This window comes from Eikenella sp. HMSC061C02 (assembly GCF_001809035.1).
Lineage (GTDB): Bacteria > Pseudomonadota > Gammaproteobacteria > Burkholderiales > Neisseriaceae > Eikenella > Eikenella corrodens.
The window spans coordinates 57,209-73,816 of sequence record NZ_KV795535.1; the positions used below are offsets into that span (position 1 = coordinate 57,209).

The 16,608-nt window shown below is 55.8% G+C and carries 12 protein-coding genes; 7 read left to right on the plus strand and 5 right to left on the minus strand.

All coding sequences use genetic code 11. The features are described from left to right. Positions 1-49: 49 nt before the first annotated feature. Positions 50-1,078, minus strand: a complete 1,029-nt coding sequence (gene gap / locus HMPREF2541_RS02665) for a type I glyceraldehyde-3-phosphate dehydrogenase (protein ID WP_049259100.1) — start codon at positions 1,076-1,078, stop codon at positions 50-52. Positions 1,079-1,304: 226 nt separating this feature from the next. Here gap and asd point away from each other — a divergent pair, with 226 nt between their 5' ends. Together asd and pepN are read left to right on the plus strand one after the other, a co-directional pair. Beyond that, positions 1,305-2,423 (plus strand): aspartate-semialdehyde dehydrogenase, encoded by a 1,119-nt coding sequence (gene asd, locus HMPREF2541_RS02670; RefSeq protein WP_064086108.1) that lies wholly within the window; start codon positions 1,305-1,307, stop codon positions 2,421-2,423. Positions 2,424-2,697: 274 nt separating this feature from the next. Beyond that, the gene (gene pepN / locus HMPREF2541_RS02675; RefSeq protein ID WP_064086109.1) at positions 2,698-5,367 is read left to right on the plus strand and encodes an aminopeptidase N; all 2,670 of its coding nucleotides are present in this window, start codon (positions 2,698-2,700) and stop codon (positions 5,365-5,367) included. A 72-nt stretch (positions 5,368-5,439) separates the two neighbouring features. Here the strand turns inward: pepN and HMPREF2541_RS02680 are convergent, their stop codons facing one another. From HMPREF2541_RS02680 to HMPREF2541_RS02690, 3 genes are all read right to left on the minus strand, one after another. Next, a complete protein-coding gene (locus HMPREF2541_RS02680; protein ID WP_023886397.1) occupies positions 5,440-6,024 on the minus strand; it encodes a biliverdin-producing heme oxygenase in 585 nt (194 codons plus the stop codon). Between the two features lie 122 nt (positions 6,025-6,146). Beyond that, positions 6,147-8,585 (minus strand): TonB-dependent hemoglobin/transferrin/lactoferrin family receptor, encoded by a 2,439-nt coding sequence (locus HMPREF2541_RS02685; protein ID WP_064086110.1) that lies wholly within the window; start codon positions 8,583-8,585, stop codon positions 6,147-6,149. 49 nt (positions 8,586-8,634) lie between these two features. Next, positions 8,635-9,609 carry a transferrin-binding protein-like solute binding protein gene (locus HMPREF2541_RS02690; protein ID WP_070541606.1) on the minus strand — a complete coding sequence of 325 codons (975 nt, stop codon included), beginning with the start codon at positions 9,607-9,609 and terminating at the stop codon, positions 8,635-8,637. 152 nt (positions 9,610-9,761) lie between these two features. Here HMPREF2541_RS02690 and HMPREF2541_RS02695 point away from each other — a divergent pair, with 152 nt between their 5' ends. The 3 genes from HMPREF2541_RS02695 to yciA all read left to right on the plus strand — a co-directional run bounded on the left by HMPREF2541_RS02695 (position 9,762) and on the right by yciA (position 13,129). Further along, positions 9,762-11,294 carry a porin family protein gene (locus tag HMPREF2541_RS02695; RefSeq protein WP_246824968.1) on the plus strand — a complete coding sequence of 511 codons (1,533 nt, stop codon included), beginning with the start codon at positions 9,762-9,764 and terminating at the stop codon, positions 11,292-11,294. Between the two features lie 145 nt (positions 11,295-11,439). Continuing rightward, complete coding sequence (gene hemE / locus HMPREF2541_RS02700) at positions 11,440-12,495, plus strand: uroporphyrinogen decarboxylase (protein ID WP_064086113.1); 1,056 nt, start codon at positions 11,440-11,442, stop codon at positions 12,493-12,495. Between the two features lie 193 nt (positions 12,496-12,688). Next, a complete protein-coding gene (gene yciA / locus HMPREF2541_RS02705) occupies positions 12,689-13,129 on the plus strand; it encodes an acyl-CoA thioester hydrolase YciA (RefSeq protein WP_003821733.1) in 441 nt (146 codons plus the stop codon). 206 nt (positions 13,130-13,335) lie between these two features. On the opposite strand, the gene rtcR is transcribed toward yciA, so the two are convergent. Next, positions 13,336-14,964 carry an RNA repair transcriptional activator RtcR gene (rtcR, locus tag HMPREF2541_RS02710; RefSeq protein ID WP_064086114.1) on the minus strand — a complete coding sequence of 543 codons (1,629 nt, stop codon included), beginning with the start codon at positions 14,962-14,964 and terminating at the stop codon, positions 13,336-13,338. 577 nt (positions 14,965-15,541) lie between these two features. On the opposite strand from rtcR, the gene HMPREF2541_RS02715 reads away from it, so the two are divergent. Together HMPREF2541_RS02715 and HMPREF2541_RS02720 are read left to right on the plus strand one after the other, a co-directional pair. Further along, positions 15,542-16,012 (plus strand): hypothetical protein, encoded by a 471-nt coding sequence (locus HMPREF2541_RS02715; protein ID WP_064086115.1) that lies wholly within the window; start codon positions 15,542-15,544, stop codon positions 16,010-16,012. 9 nt (positions 16,013-16,021) lie between these two features. Next, entirely contained in the window at positions 16,022-16,435 is a 414-nt protein-coding gene (locus HMPREF2541_RS02720) for a hypothetical protein (RefSeq protein ID WP_070541612.1), read from the plus strand. Positions 16,436-16,608: the final 173 nt, after the last annotated feature.

A 16,608-nucleotide genomic window follows, 5' to 3' on the forward strand; every position in this document is an offset into this window, starting at 1 on the left:
AAAGGCTACCTGAAACTTTTCAGGTAGCCTTTTCTATCACGCAGCAGCCTTATTCAAACGGGCGCACCGGCATCCCGAACATCGCGCGGGCGGTGTTCAGCATCTGGCAGGAGAAGCCCCATTCGTTGTCATACCAAGACAATACTTTCACCATATTGCCGTTGGAAACCTTGGTCAGCGTGCTGTCGAACACGGAAGCCTGGGTGGTGTGGTTGAAATCGGAAGACACCAGCGGCATGATGTTGTAGCCCAGCACGCCTTTCAGATAGCCTTCGCTGGCGACTTTTAGCAATGTGTTGATTTCTTCCACGCTGGTATCGCGGCCGGCTTCAAAAGTTAAATCCACCAGAGAAACGTTGATGGTGGGCACGCGCACGGCGAAGCCATCCAGCTTGCCTTTGAGCTCAGGCAACACCAAACCTACCGCTTTGGCAGCACCGGTTTTGGTAGGAATCATGTTTTCCACCGCGCTGCGGGCACGGCGCAGGTCTTTGTGGCCCACATCGGTCAGCACTTGGTCATTCGTAAAGGCGTGGATGGTGGTCATCAGGCCTTTAGCGATGCCCACGCCCTCAGCCAGCACTTTGGCTACAGGTGCCAGACAGTTGGTGGTGCAGGAAGCGTTGGACACAACAGTCATCTCAGGGGTGAGCACTTGGTGGTTCACACCGTATACAACGGTAGCATCCACATCATCGCCGCCGGGTGCGGAAATCAGCACTTTTTTCGCGCCAGCCTGAAGGTGTGCCGAGCTTTTCTCTTTGCTGGTGAATTTGCCGGTGCATTCCATCACCAAGTCCACGCCCAATTCTTTCCACGGCAGCTGGGACGGATCGCGCTGAGACAGGAAGCGGATTTTGTCGCCATTCACAATCAGATGGGTTTCATCGTGCGACACCTCGGCGGCAAAGCGGCCATGCACGGTGTCGAATTTGGTAAGATGGGCGTTGATTGGCAAATCGCTGCCAGTATTGATGGCGACGACTTCAAATTGGTCGCGCAGGCCGTATTCGTAAATCGCGCGCACCACCTGGCGGCCGATGCGGCCATAGCCATTGATGGCAATCTTCAAGCTCATGTTTACACCTTTCATGAATTCCAAAAAACCCCGCGCCAAACAGCCCGGGCAGACACAAAATAACAAAGCGCATTATAGCGGGTTTATCCGCCAAACTACAGCCGCCAAATCCTAAGGGGCTACCTGAAAACATAATTCTGCCGTTCCCCCCTTTACTTTTCCGTGCCGCAAGGTTAAAAAGGCGGTCTCATTTCATTCACACTTCTTTACCAATCAAGGAGCAGTTATGCAAAAAGTAGGATTTGTCGGCTGGCGCGGTATGGTCGGCTCGGTTTTGATGCAGCGTATGCGCGAAGAAAACGATTTCGCCCACATCCCAGAAGCCTATTTCTTCACCACCTCCAACGTAGGCGGCAATGCTCCCGATTTCGGCCAGGCCGCCAAAACCCTGCTTGATGCCAACAATCCCGCCGAACTGGCCAAAATGGACATCATCGTTACCTGCCAAGGCGGCGACTACACCAAATCCGTGTATCCCCAACTGCGCGAATCCGGCTGGAACGGCTACTGGATCGATGCCGCCTCCGCCCTGCGCATGAATGACGATGCCGTAATCGTACTCGACCCGGTAAACCGCAACGTAATCGATGCCGCCCTGAAAAACGGCGTGAAAAACTACATCGGCGGCAACTGCACCGTTTCCCTGATGCTGATGGCCCTGGGTGGTTTGTTCCAAAACGGCCTGGTGGAATGGGCTTCCAGCATGACCTACCAAGCCGCCTCCGGCGCGGGCGCAAAAAATATGCGCGAACTCATCAGCGGCATGGGTGCCATCCACAGCAAAGTGGCCGCCGAACTGGCCGACCCCGCCAGCGCCATCCTCGATATCGACCGCAAAGTATCCGACTTCCTGCGCTCGCCCGACTACCCCAAAGCCAACTTCGGCGTGCCGCTGGCCGGCAGTCTGATTCCGTGGATCGACGTAGACTTGGGCAACGGCCAATCCAAAGAAGAATGGAAAGGCGACGTTGAAACCAACAAAATCCTCGGCGGTAGCCGCCCCACCATCGTGGAAGGCCTGTGCGTACGCATCGGCGCCATGCGCTGCCACAGCCAGGCCATCACCCTGAAGCTGAAACAGGATCTGCCCGTCTCCGAAATCGAGAGCCTGCTCGCCAGCGCCAACGATTGGGTGAAAGTCGTGCCCAACACCAAAGAAGCCAGTATGCACGAGCTCACTCCCGCCGCCGTTACCGGCACACTCACCGTGCCCGTAGGCCGCATCCGCAAGCTCGCCATGGGCGGCGAATACATCAGCGCATTCACCGTGGGCGACCAACTGCTCTGGGGCGCGGCTGAACCGATCCGCCGTATCCTGCGCATCGTATTGGGCAATTTAGATTGATTTAACTTGCCCTGAAACAGCATTAAAGGCTACCTGAAAACAGTCATGGCTGACTTTCAGGTAGCCTTTATATTGTTTCCTCCTCTTTCAGCAGCCCGAGATCTTCGCCGCATCAGGCTACCTGAAAACGATGTTTCGGCGTAGCCGAAGCTGAGTTTCTGCGAAGCTAAAACGATGTTTCGGCGCAGCCGGAGCTGAGTTTCTGTGAAGCTAAAACCCGGCCCCGTTTTGCGCTAAAATACCCGCTTTCCATTCCTCCATAAGGCCGCCCGCCATGCCCCAGCAAACCGCACACTACCTCAAAGACTACCGCGCCCCCGAATATCTGGTGCCGCACATCCGCCTGAATTTCGATGTGTATGACGACCATACCGCCGTTACCGCCGAACTTTCCATCCAACCTCAGCCCGATGCCGGCGGCACATTGGTGCTGCAAGGCTCGGCCGAGCTGGTTTCCCTCGAGCTCAACGGCCAAAGGCTACCTGAAAGCGCCTACACTTTAGAAAACAACACCCTATCCATCCCGAATGTTCCCGCCCGGCCCTTCAAGCTAAGCGTAGCCACCCGCCTTTATCCGCACCACAACAAATCCCTGATGGGGCTCTACGCGAGCGGCGGCAACCTCTACACCCAATGCGAACCGGAAGGCTTCCGCAAAATCACCTACCACCCCGACCGCCCCGACGTGATGGGCATCTACACCACCCGCATCAGCGCCGACCGCACCCGCTTCCCCGTGCTGCTTTCCAACGGCAACCGCACCGGCCACGGCACGCTGCCCGACAACCGCCACTGGGCCGAATGGCACGACCCCTTCGCCAAACCCAGCTACCTGTTTGCCCTCGTGGCCGGCGATTTGGTGTGCACCCGCGACAGCTTCACCACCCGAAGCGGCCGCCAAGTGGCGCTCGAATTCTTCACCCGTGCCGAAGATGCCGGTAAAGTGCGCTTCGGCATCGAATCGCTCAAACACGCCATGCGTTGGGACGAAACCCGTTTCGGCCTCGAATACGATTTGGATATTTTCATGGTGGTGGCCGTGGGCGACTTCAACATGGGCGCGATGGAAAACAAAGGCCTGAACATTTTCAACACCGCCTGCGTGCTGGCCGACAGCCACACCGCCACCGATGCCGATTTCGAGCGCGTGGAAGGCGTCATCGCCCACGAATACTTCCACAACTGGACCGGCAACCGCGTTACCTGCCGCGACTGGTTTCAGCTCTCGCTCAAAGAAGGCCTCACCGTATTCCGCGACCAAGAATTCTCCGCCGACCACGCCAGCCGCGAAGTCCGCCGGATTGAAAACGTATCCTTCCTGCGCGCCCACCAATTCCCCGAAGATGCCGGCCCCACCGCCCATCCCGTGCGCCCCGCCAGCTATGTGGAAATGAACAATTTCTACACCCTCACCGTGTATGAAAAAGGTGCCGAAGTGGTGCGCATGTATCACACCTTCCTCGGCGAAGAGGGCTTCCAAAAAGGCATGAAGCTTTATTTCCAGCGCCACGACGGCCAAGCCGTTACCTGCGACGACTTCCGCGCCGCCATGGCCGATGCCAACGGCTTCGATTTCGAGCAATTCGCCCTGTGGTACAGCCAGGCCGGCACGCCGGTACTGGAGGTTTCAGGTAGCCTGCAAGCCGACAACCGCTTTGTGCTGAACATCCACCAAAGCATACCGCCCACTCCCGATATGGCCGTCAAACAGCCGATGATGATTCCGCTCAAAATCGCCCTGTTCAGCGCCGACGAAGACACCTTCGGCCAGCCCATCCCCTTCAGGCTACCTGAAAGCGTACAGGAGCAAACCGAAGCCGTGCTCACCTTGCGCCAGGCCGAAGAAAGCGTTGCCCTGCAATTTGAAGGCGACTATCGGCAAGTCGTCCCCTCCCTGCTGCGCGGTTTCTCCGCCCCAGTAAACCTGCACTACGCCTACAGCGAGCACGAACTCTCCGTGCTGCTCGCCTGCGACAGCGACCCCTTCGCCCGCTGGGAAGCCGCGCAAACACTCTACCGCCGCGCCATCGCCGCCAACGAAGCCGCCCTGTTTTCAGGTAGCCCCCTGCCCGAGCACCACGCCCTGCTGCAAGCCATCGACTACGTTTTGCGTGCCGACATCAGCGCCGCCTTCCAAGCCGCCCTGCTCGCCATTCCCAACGAAGCCGAACTCTGGGCCGGCCGCCAAAACATCGATCCGCTCATCGTCCACCGTGCCCGCGAAGCCCTGCTCGATTTGATTGCCGCACACTTCGCCGACCAATTCGCCGCACTCAATACCGAAGCCCGCCACATGGAAGAAGAACAATCCAGCCTCGCCGAGCCCTACGAATACCACCCGCAGCAAGCCGGTTGGCGCGCCCTGCGCAACGCCTGCCGCGCCTTCATCCTGCGCGCCCGCCCCGGGCACATCGAACAAGTGGCCGCCAACTACAGCCAAATGGCACACAATATGACCCACGAATGGGGCATCCTCAGCGCCATCAACCACAACGAGCGCCCCGAGCGCAACCGCCTGCTCGAACAATTCGCCGCCAAATTCCACAGCGACGACCTCGTGATGTGCAAATACTTCAGCCTGGTTGCCGCCAGCCACCGCGCCGATACCCCCGCGCAAGTGGCCGCCACGCTCGAACACCCCGCCTTCAGCCTGGAAAACCCCAACAAAGCCCGCGCCCTGCTCGGCAGCTTCAGCCGCAACGTGCCGCACTTCCACGCCGCAGACGGCAGCGGCTACGCCTTCCTCGCCGGGCAAATCTGGCGCATCGACCGCTTCAACCCCCAAATCGCCGCCCGCCTCGCCCAAGCCTTCAACATCTGCGCCCAGCTCGAACCACAGCGCCGCAGCCTGATGCGCGCCGAGCTGCAAAAACTCGCCGCAAACCCCGCCCTCTCCAAAGACAGCAGCGAAATCATCGGCAAGATTTTGCAGGCTTCCGCATAAGGGGGAACACAACAAAAGGCTACCTGAAACTTTCAGGTAGCCTTTTGTTGTGCCGAAAACGGCTATCAAGCCTTACGCGGCTTCGGGCAATTCGAAGATTTCGCGCAGCAGTTTTTTGTAGAAGGCAAAAGCGGTGAGTGCGCCTTGCAGGGCTTGTTTGCGTTCGCTATCGGAAATGTCCAGATTGTTCAGCTGCTCGGCAAAACGGCGCCAGTGTTTGCCCCGGCCGTCGGCGTGCGGGCCGAGGTGGCGGGCACCGTGTTCGGCGTTGTAGCCAAGGTTGTTTTGCGCATCTTTAAACAAGAAGGCGGCACCCACGTTGGAGCCTTCGGCGCAATAGAGCCAGCCCAATGCTTCTGCGCCTTCCGGTTTGGGAATAGGCAGGGAAACGGCTTTTTCGGCAGCGTTCAGATCTTGCAGGTCGAGGATGACGTCATCGTAGCGGGCAAGCTCGGCCAGGCCGGTGATTTTTTCGTTGAGCTGCGGGTTTTTGTAGATGTCGTCCACAATTTTGTGGAACACGGCTTGCAGCTGTAGGAAGCGGATGTAGTTTTCGGTGTTGTCAAAAGGTTTAACCGACATCACCAGCTCGTCCACGCTGTCGTGGGTGGTGCGGCAGTTTTCTTTCAGATATTGATTGAACGGGATATCTTGCATGGTTTGTTTTCCTTGTTTAGGTGTGTTGCTAACATCAATTTCAGGTAGCCTCCAAAGAAATGCAGAGGCTACCTGAAACATAAGCTTCAACGTAGTTGAAACAGTTTCCTTACTGCCAAGGTTTAAAACTTGGCTTCGATAATAAGGCCGAAATTGCGGCCGGGTGCGCTGAAACGCTCAAGGCCGGCATGGGCGCAGCCATCATGGTGGGCAACGCCGCTTCGGTCGGTACAGTTATCCACACGGTTTACTGTGCCGAATTCGCGAATGCTGCGCAGGGTTTCCCAAGTGTAGTAATGACGGTTGAACAGGTTGTAAATGCCCGCGCTAATCGTTACATGTTTCCTAAACTGGTAGCGGGCGGTTAAATCTACCAACCAGATATTGCTGCTGTGGCGTGCATAAGGGAAAACCCTGCCCGTATTGTCGTAGGAGGCGACAGTGTCTTCCGGTTTTTTGCGCGCAAAATAGCTAACGTTCAAATCCACGCCCCAACGGTTATCCGGCTGCTGGTAACCGATACCGATCACGCCGTTAAACGGCTGGATGGCGTTAATCGGAATATTGCCGTCGGCTTCGCCTTTGGTGTAGTTCGCGGCCAAGGTAGTGTACATGCCGGCGGGCAAGCCGATGCTATCGAGATTCCAGCGTGCTTTCAGTTCCAAGCCTTTGATTTCGGCTTGAGAACGGTTCACGTTTTGGTAAACGTCGGCGTATTCGCGGTTGCTCAAAGTTCTGGTGGTGTAGTCCCAGGTCCTCACCTCTTTGTAGCCGCGGTTCACGAAATCAATGAAATCGGTGTAGCGGGTGCGGTAGCCGGAAAGGCGTACATGTCCCCAATTGCCGTGCACATCGATGCCCAGCTCAACGTTTTTGGAACGTTCGGCCTTCAGGTTCGGATTGGGTTCGACATAAAACAGGGTGTTGGGGAAATAGAACCACATTTCATCGGTGGTCGGCGCGCGGAAGCCGGTGCTGTACTTGCCTTGCAGGGTGACCGACGGGCTGATGTTCCAATCCAATGCGGCCACATAGCTGGGCGAACTGAAGCGTGCCTGTTGGTTCCACAGGCCTTTGGCTTCAAGCTGGCCTTTCACGTCGGGATTAAAACTTTCCGTATCCAGGGTGTGCATTTTGGTGCGGTCGTAACGCACGCCGAGGTTCAGCTTAAAGCGGTCGCTGAAGCGCAGGGTGTTGTTCCAATAAAGATTCGTGTTATTGGATTGAGTGCTGACCAAGAATTCTTTTTCATCACGGTCGGAAGCCAGGCGGTCGGGATAGAAAACGTATGTCCAATAACTGGTATTGCTATTAGTGTTGCGCTTGCGCGATCCGCCCACGCCGTAGGCCATATCCCACGTCAGGCTTTTGCCGAAATCGAAATGTTTTTCGGCAGCCACTTTGAATTGGTCGGTATCGTAATTCAGGCTGCGGCGGATGAAATAGTTTTCGGCATTCCGCCCCATTCGTTGAATGTAATCTTGCTTGGGAATATCCCAAGTCAGGGTGGTCATGCGGATTTTCTGTCTGTCGAGGCTCACTGTCAGCTTGTTCCACGGCCCCCATTCCAGCAGGTTTTCGTATTCCAAGCCAACGCGGCGGCGGTAGGCCACGTCTTGGCGGTAGCGGTAGCTGGTGCTGTCATAAGCACCAAACAGATTAGAGAACTCATCCGTTTCCCGATCCTGTCTGGAGGTTTCGTAAATACCGCTCAGATAGTTGCTGTCGTTGAAGTGATAGCCGAGGCGGAACAGGTCGGCATGATCTTCAGTGTTTTGCGGGTCGGGGGTGCCGCGTGCCACGCCGCTATATGTTGTATTACCAAATTGGTAGTTGTTATTGAAGCGCAGATTGACGTTTTGGCCTTCTTTATGGTTTTTGGTTTCGTGCCCGTTACGCACAGTGCCCACCACCAAGGCATCAAACCCGCCTAGCCGACCGGCAGCGGTAATGCTGGCCAACCATTGTTCGGAGCGGCTCAGGTAGCCGGTTTTCATGCCGACATGGTATGGCTTATCTTCATCCACATAATCGCGCGGCGATTTGGTGCGGTAAATCACTGCGCCGCCCAATGCGCCGCTGCCGGCGGTGATAGAATCAGCGCCTTTGCTGATGGTTACCTCGCTCATGTGCTCCAATTCGGCAGCGTTGCGGTTGGTGTTGAAGTTGCCATATGCCCCAAACAGTTCTTGGAAAGCAGAAGAAGAGCGGCTTTCACCTTGGTCGAGGCCGTCCACTACGATGGCTACGCGATCTTTATCCACGCCGCGGATACTGAAACCATTGGAGCCGGCACGGCCGCCTTCGGCCACACTGATCCCTGGATCGTAGCGCACCATATCGCGGATGTCCTGCACCATTTCTTTATCCAGCTGCTCGCGGCGGATGCGTTCGCGGCCAAGCTGGCGCGGCGCATGCCTGCGACCTTGGATTTCGATGGTTTCCAATTGGGCGGAACCGGCATCGTCCGTTTCGCCCGCTGCCCAAATCGGAGCAGAGAAGATGCTGCACAGAGCCAAGAACAAAATGCTTGGCCGGTGTTGATGGATATGTGTTTTCATGATTCTGTTAGCGAATTGAAAATGAAATAAAGGCTACCTGAAAATAGGATTAGGGATTAACGGGAGTTAAATCTGTGGCGGTGCTATTGGGGTCACGTCGAGTATCGGTGGCTGAACCGCCAAATACGCTGTCGAGGCTGCGGTTGCCGTTGAAAGTAACCTTGCCGCCGATTTCCGTACCGGCCGGGTCGTACCAGCCGCTCTTACCGTAGAAGCCACCATTCACTTGGCCGCTCACCCCGCCGGAAGAGGCCGTGCCGCTGAAGGTATTACCGTTTACAGTAACATCGTTGAAATCGATGTCCGCACCAAAATCGGCATTGCCTTTAATCGTGCCGCCCACTTTTCCGGTGTTGAAATTAACGGTTAGCAAAGAATTAACCCGTTTGGCAGGGTTGGTATCAGTGTTATAGGAAGAGGCCACAACCGAACCGTCTTTCACGCGGAAGGCCCAAACTTCGTAGGTAGCTTTGCCGGTGGGTGCGGTGGCGCCATTGCGCTTCTGCATGTCCGCCGTGTTGGCCAATATGCCGCCCGCGAATAGATCGGTTTGCCCGTCGGCACCAATCCATGCGCCATAACGCAGAGACTGCAGGTAGCCTGCGGGGAAATTAGCATCACCGTTTTCACAGCACACCAGCAGCTTGTTACCATCGCTTGAGGTTTGCGGCTCCATCTTGGTGGGTTGGTTTTTATCGGGCGTAAAACGGCTGGAGAATCTTGGCGGATTAGTGAACCCATCAAAGGCATAACTTTTACCGTTTGGCGCCTGATAGATGAATTTGTTTTCAGACGACGGACTACCCCAATACTCCACATACCACGACACATAACGCAGCTGCCCGTTACCGGTTTGGAAGGTGGTGGGCGTTTCGCCTGTGCTGGCCGGGCCAAGGATTTTGCTGGAGTCGGCCGGAGTCAGCGGCGGTACGGGAGCGGTACCGTCTGGAATGGTTACCCCGCCACTGCCGGCACATCCTGCCAACGCAGCAGCCACAGACAAAGATAAAATCAGGTGTTTCATGCTTACTTAAATCCTGCCTTCGTTAAAAAGAATGGTAATATATCTCATTTTTATAAATAAGAAAACCGCTTTATTTGCACGAAATATCTAAACTTAACGAAACCTTATCTATTATATTTCATTATTTTCAAACAATTATTTATCATATGCAGATGAAAACGAGTGCGCTTCTGATTATTTTTACGTTGTGTACAGCGCAACACAGTTGGGGCAATACAACACCGGAACAGGATCAGAAGCGTTTTTTGCAAACGGGGCAGCAGCAGTGGCTGCGGCAGTTGGAAAACAATGAGCAAACGCCTGCAGCCAAAGATGGGCAGCAGGCCGCGCCGGTGCTTACACAGCAGGATTTGCTGGCACGGCCGCAATTATTGGCGCGGATGCTGTTGCAGGTGTTAAACGGCCCGCCGCAGTCGGAATTGTTGGCGGATTTGACTTCACTGTATGCGCAAACGCCGCAACCAGACATGGTATTGCTGCGGCGTGCGCAAGGCATGCAGGCTAGATATGCGGGCGACTATGCGCGCGCAGTGCAAATTTATCGGGAATTGGCGGCAGAAGAGCCGCAGGATGTGCGCATCCGCCTGGATTTAGCGGCAATGCTGGCAGAAGATAAGCAATGGCGCGAATCGGCACAGCTGTTTGAAACTGTGCGGAGCGAGCCGGAGGTGCCGGCGGAAGTGCAGAATAATGTGCAGCATTATCTGAACCATATTGCCAAACAGCAGCAATGGCAGTGGAGCGGCGGGCTTTCGCCCTCGTTTGATAACAATGTGAACAACGTACCGCCGCCGCATTGCAGCCCGTTCGGTTGCAGCCGCGAACGCGCAGAAGATGCTGTGGGCGTGGCTTACAGCCTGGGTGTGGCGAAAAACCAGCCGCTGGTCGGGCATCATAACTTGCACGTGCAACTGGATGTGAGCGGCACCAATTATTATTGGAGCAACAAATCGGCCTACGACAGCGCCTACGGCCGTTTGGGTGCGGGCTGGCTCTGGCAGGATGCGCGGCAGCGGCTGTTAGTGATGCCGTTTTACCAATTCCAGCTCAGCGGTACCGACAACTGGGATGGCCGCAAACCGCAAAACAACCACACGCTGAAAATGCACATGTGGACGCATGCCCCCGGGCTACGCACGGAATACAGCCGCCTGCTCACCCCGCGTTGGCAGCTGCACACCGCACTGGATGCCTACCGCCAACACTATCGGATGGATACCAAAGCAGAAATGTATAACGGCTGGTATTTGGGCGAAAGTATTTCCCTAGCCTGGCGTGCCACAGCGCGCAACACGCTGTATGCCGGGCTGAATTTCAACCAGATGCTGCCGGAACAATCCACCCTGAGCGGCAAGCCGAACAATGCCGCCTACCGCCGCCACGGCATCGGCGCCGGTTGGATTCATGATTGGGACGCACTGGGCGGCCTCTCCACCCGGCTCAACGTATCCTTCGCCGAACGGCGTTTCCGCGGCACCGCGCTAAACATCACGCCACAAGGCTTCCCGCACGAACAACGCCGCGACCACGAAATCCAATACTCCGCTTCGCTGTGGCACAGAAACTGGACCATCCTCGGCCTCACCCCGAAGCTGAATTTCTCCTGGCAACACACCCGCAGCAGCCATGTGTGGGCAGAACGCAAAAGCCGGCAAGTGTTTGTGGAATTGGAAAAGCAGTTTTAACAAGAGGCTACCTGAAAGTTTTAGCTGCATAGAAACTATGCGGCACGATGTTTCAATTCATTGGAACCACACTTTCAGGTAGCCCCAATTCCCCGCCCTGCCTGTGCTATGATTCGCCTTTCATCCACACCACACAAACCCTACCATGACCACCCTGCAAAACGACACCTTCCTGCGCGCCCTCGCCAAACAGCCTGTTTCCCACACCCCGGTATGGCTCATGCGCCAAGCCGGGCGTTATCTGCCCGAATACCGCGCCGTACGTGCCCGTGCCGGCGGCTTTTTGGATTTATGCAAAAACACTGAGCTGGCCACCGAAGTAACCCTCCAGCCCATCGACCGCTTCGGCCTTGACGCCGCCATCCTCTTCTCCGACATCCTCACCGTGCCCGATGCCATGGGCTTGGGCCTCTATTTTGCCGAAGGCGAAGGCCCCAAGTTTGCCCGCCCACTGCAAAACGAAGCCGACATTGCCGCACTGCAAGTGCCCGATATGGCCAAACTGCGCTATGTATTCGACGCCGTTTCCTCCATCCGCCGCGCGCTGAACGGCCGCGTGCCGCTGATCGGCTTTGCCGGCAGCCCCTTCACCCTCGCCTGTTATATGGTGGAAGGCGGCGGCAGCAAGGAATTCCGCCAAATCAAAACCCTGCTCTACCGCCGCCCCGAGCTGCTGCACCACATCCTCAACATCACCGCCCAAGCCGTAACCGCCTATCTGAACGAACAAATCGCCGCCGGTGCCCAAGCCGTGCAGATTTTCGACACCTGGGGCGGCCTGCTTTCCGACGCCGCTTTCCCCGAATTCAGCCTGGCCTATATGCGCCAAATCATCAGCGGCCTTACCCGCGAACACGAAGGCCGCCGCGTGCCCATTATCCTGTTTACCAAAGGCGGCGGCCAATGGCTCGAACTGATGGCCGAAAGCGGCGCCGACGCGCTCGGCTTGGATTGGACGGTAAACCTCGGCCAGGCACGGCAGCGCGTGGGCGGCCAAGTGGCGCTACAGGGCAACTTCGACCCCGCCGCCCTGTTCGGCACGCCCGAATCCGTCCGCGCCGAAGTGCGCCGTATTTTGCACAGCTACGGCGAAGGCAGCGGCCATGTCTTCAACCTCGGCCACGGCATCAGCCAGCACACCGACCCGGAAAACGTAAAGGCGCTGGTGGATGCCGTACACGAATACTCCACCCGCAGCTGAGTCTAAGCCGGTAACTTGTTTTCACTCCGTTCCATTCAGCCAATATTTTCAGGTAGCCTCAAGCTATTTAGGCTACCTGAAAATATCAACCACGCTATAGAGCCTCCTCAGCTTCATCATCCGCATCGCCCCGCTTCCTGCCCACCGAAAACAGCGTAAAATACGCCTCCCCATCCCACTCAAGGATTAGACCATGCCACACCGCAACACGCCCACACACACCCAGCCGCAAGGCGAGCTCCTGCTGCGCACCGTAGCCATGCCCAGCGACACCAACCCCAACCAAGACATCTTCGGCGGCTGGATTATGTCGCAGATGGATTTGGGCGGCGGGATCTTGGCTGCCGAAATCGCCCAAGGCCGAATTGCCACCGTGTGTGCGCAAGAAATGAACTTTATCCGGCCGGTGAAAGTCGGCAACGTGGTGTGCTGCTACGGCCGTTGTGTGCGCGTGGGCAACACCTCGCTGCAACTGAAACTCGAAGTGTGGGTGAAAACCCTGATGAACGACCACGTTACCGAAACCCGCGAGCTGGTAACCGAAGCCATGTTCACTTATGTGGCCATCGATGCCCAAGGCAACCCGCGCCCGGTGCCGAAGGAAAACAACCCCAAACTGGCCGGCTTGCTGTAAGCACTTGGGGCTACCTGAAAATCTCAGTATTAATTTTCGGCTGCTCCCGCCAACCTGCGCCGAGCAGCCATGCCCAACCCGCTCCACCCATACCATGCAAACGGTTTAGGCATTGCCGTGAAACGGCCAACACAAAAAGGCTACCTGAAACTGCATCCGCAGAATTTTCAGGTAGCCTTTTTCGCTTGCTAGCCGACACCGCCGACTTACCCCGACACATCCGCCCAAGTCAGCCCGAAGCGTTGCAGATATTTGCGCAGGCGGTCGCTATCGTTGGCGGTGGCGCGTTCCAGCCGCGAAACGTTAAACAAGGCGCGGCCAGCGGCAGCCATATTGGGGTGCCGGCGGCATTCGGCGATGACGTGTTGCAGTTGGACGCGGTCGAACAGGTCGAGGGTTTCGGCATCGATTTTGGCGGGGAGGCCGTCTGAAAACCGGTTTGCAAAAGGGTTTTCCGCATCGTCCGCATCCGTTTCGTCCGCCCACAGCCATTTCAGACGGCCTATTTCGGCTTCAACCGATTCGGTCTGTATCCTGCCCTGCGGGGCAAGCGTGGCCAGGCGCATGATGCTGGCGGCAAGGTCGCGGAAATTGCCGCGCCATCGGGCTTCGCTTGAATGGGCGAAGGCAAGGTAGGCGGACAGGGCTTCTTTATTGAAACGGGTGGCGCGGCCGAGCTCCTGCGAGGCGAGCGCGAGCTGGTGTTCGATGTTCGGTTCGATGTCTTCGCGGCGGTCGGCGAGCGCGGGCAGCGGGTAATTCCAAATATTGATGCGGGCGAACAGGTCTTCGCGGAAGCGTCCGGCGCGGATTTCCCGCCGCAGGTCGCGGTTGGTGCCGGCAATAAGCTGGAAGCTGCTTTGCACTTCCTTGTCGCTACCGACGGGATAAAAATGTTTTTCTTCAATGGCTTTGAGCAACATGGCCTGTTCGTCCAAGCCCAATTCGCCGATTTCGTCCAAAAACAGCACGCCGCCGTCGGCTGTTTTCAGGTAGCCTTCGCGCTTTTCCGCCGCGCCGGTAAACGCGCCTTTTTTGTGGCCGAACAAGGCGGAAGCCGCACCGTCGCCACGCAAAGTGGCGCAGTTCACATCAACAAACTCGCCTTTAATCAGATGGCGCGCTTTTTTCAATTCGAAAATTCTGCGTGCCAGCATCGATTTGCCCGCGCCGGTAGGGCCGGAGAGCAATATCGGCGACGGGGAATGCAGCGCGACTTGTTCGATTTCGGCAATCATGCGGTTGAAGGCGGCGTTTTGGGTGGAGATGCCGCTTTTCAGGTAGCGCACCGCATCATCGCGCACGGCAGCGAGACGTTCGGCCAGCACATCGTAACGCGCCAAATCCAAATCGATGATTTCATAGCGGCCGACATCGCCGGCCGCCATGCTGCGTTTTTGGTTTTTCGGCGGCGCAGTCTGCAACAGCACACCGGGGATTTGGCGCGATTCCACCAATAAAAACAGACAGATTTGCGCGACGTGCGTACCCGTGGTGATGTGGGTGAGATAGATTTCTTCTTCAGTATCAAACGCATAGCCTGCTGCCCAGTCGTGCAGCTTGGTATAAACCTCGGAAAAATCCCACGGGTTTTCCAGCTCCATCGGCACGAGATTGACGGCGGTGTGCGGCGATACGTCTTGAATATCGGCTTTTACATGATCCGCCAGATCGCGGTATTTCTCCGCATAAAACAGCTCCATGCGGTCAATATGAAAATCCTGGCGCTGATTCATGGCGATGTTCGGCCGCCACTTCTGCCAACGCCCTTGACCGAAACCGCTGTCCAATACCGTGCCGAGAAAGCTGATGGCGACGTTTTTTCTACTATTCAATTTTCTATTTTTCTATCTTTTTAGATATTTTTTAGCATTCTACTCCTTCCATAGCAAAAGGCTACCTGAAAATATTTTTTCTTTATTTTCAATCAATTAAAAATAATTTTTGCCATTTTCCTCATATTTGGCACAGCTATTGCAATATAGCCACCAAGCACCCTAGCAAATGCCGGAGGAATTACAGCCTACTAAGCTCGAGGTCGCGGGTTCGAATCCCGCCTCTGCCGCCAACGATGGCAGAGTAGCTCAGAGGATAGAGCGCGTAACAATTTCTCCACTTCTAGTTGCCGAAGTGCCCCCTACGGGCGGATGCCGGCAGGATTATATTGTCTGGAAACAGCGGGTTCGATTCCCGCCGCCGGAAACGGCGAAATCCTGCCAATCTAGCCGCCCACCTTTTTTCGCGGCATGGAAAAACAAATGCCTTGGAAACTACATTGGTCGCAGGTTCAAGTCCTGCCCCGCTTTCGGCGGGTAGCTCAGTCGGTTAGAGCGATGAGGCGTTTCCAAAAAACTCGTTGTTTGCCGTGCCGCCCCTTTAAATATTTTCAGACGGCCTGAAGGAGACATAGCCATGACCGAACCATTCCATATCGCTTATCAACTGCACGATGCAGGCTGGGCAAGCGTTACCGTGAAATATGGCGAAGAAAGCCATCAGCAAGCCGTTTCCTATCTGCATGATTCGCTGAAAGATTTATGTGATTTAGCACTCGCCCTGCAAAGCGGCGGCAGCATTACTGAGGCAAAAGTCCTGTTTTTAGACGAACCCGGTGAACTCGCCTTACTGGTATCTGCTGCCGAACGAAGCAACGAAGCCGAAGTGAGGCTGATTTATTCGGACGACTTTTTTTTCAGTTTTAATTTCAATTGCAGTCCACAACAAACCTTATGGCACGGCAAAGTAGCCCGGTATGAATTGGCCGAAAACATCCGTCTGATTTTAGAAGATATTTATCTGAATATCGGAGAAAAAGAATATTTGGAAAGATGGATGGAACATCCTTTTCCGAAAAAAAGCTACCTGAAACTGAGCCGACTTTAAGGAATAGATATGAACACTTGGCAAATCATCAGCGTCATCGTTTTTTCGACCATGATTTATCTGTCCTTCCAAAACAGCCGCAGCCGTAAACGCGAGCAAGCTTGGCGGAAACAGGCTTTTCCCGAAGCGGAATGCAGTTTGATAAAGGAAGGCTGCCGTTACGACATCGCACTTTCAGACGGCCACACCTTCCGCCAAGTCGAGATTCTAGGAACGGCGCAGGGCAAAGAGGCAGAGTTTCTGTTCATCTATGGAAGCATGCTTGTACTGCGTCTTTCAGACGACCGCAAAGCCTATGTGCGGCAGGCATGTATCCGCTGCATGATTGAAAGCGAAAGGTCGTCTGAAAGTACAGCTTCAATGAAGTTAAAACCAATATTTACAAGTTTTATGGGCGGATGCCGGCAGGATTACATTGGATAAACAATCGTCGTACTAATAATACGAAACAGGAATCCTGCCACAGCCTAGCCGCCCACCCCTTTTCCGGTACGGCAGACAGATGCCTTGGGAAACTACAGTTAATCCGCGTGTCGCAGGTTCGAATCCTGCCCCGCTTTCGGCGGGTAGCTCAGTCGGTAGAGCATCGGCTGTTT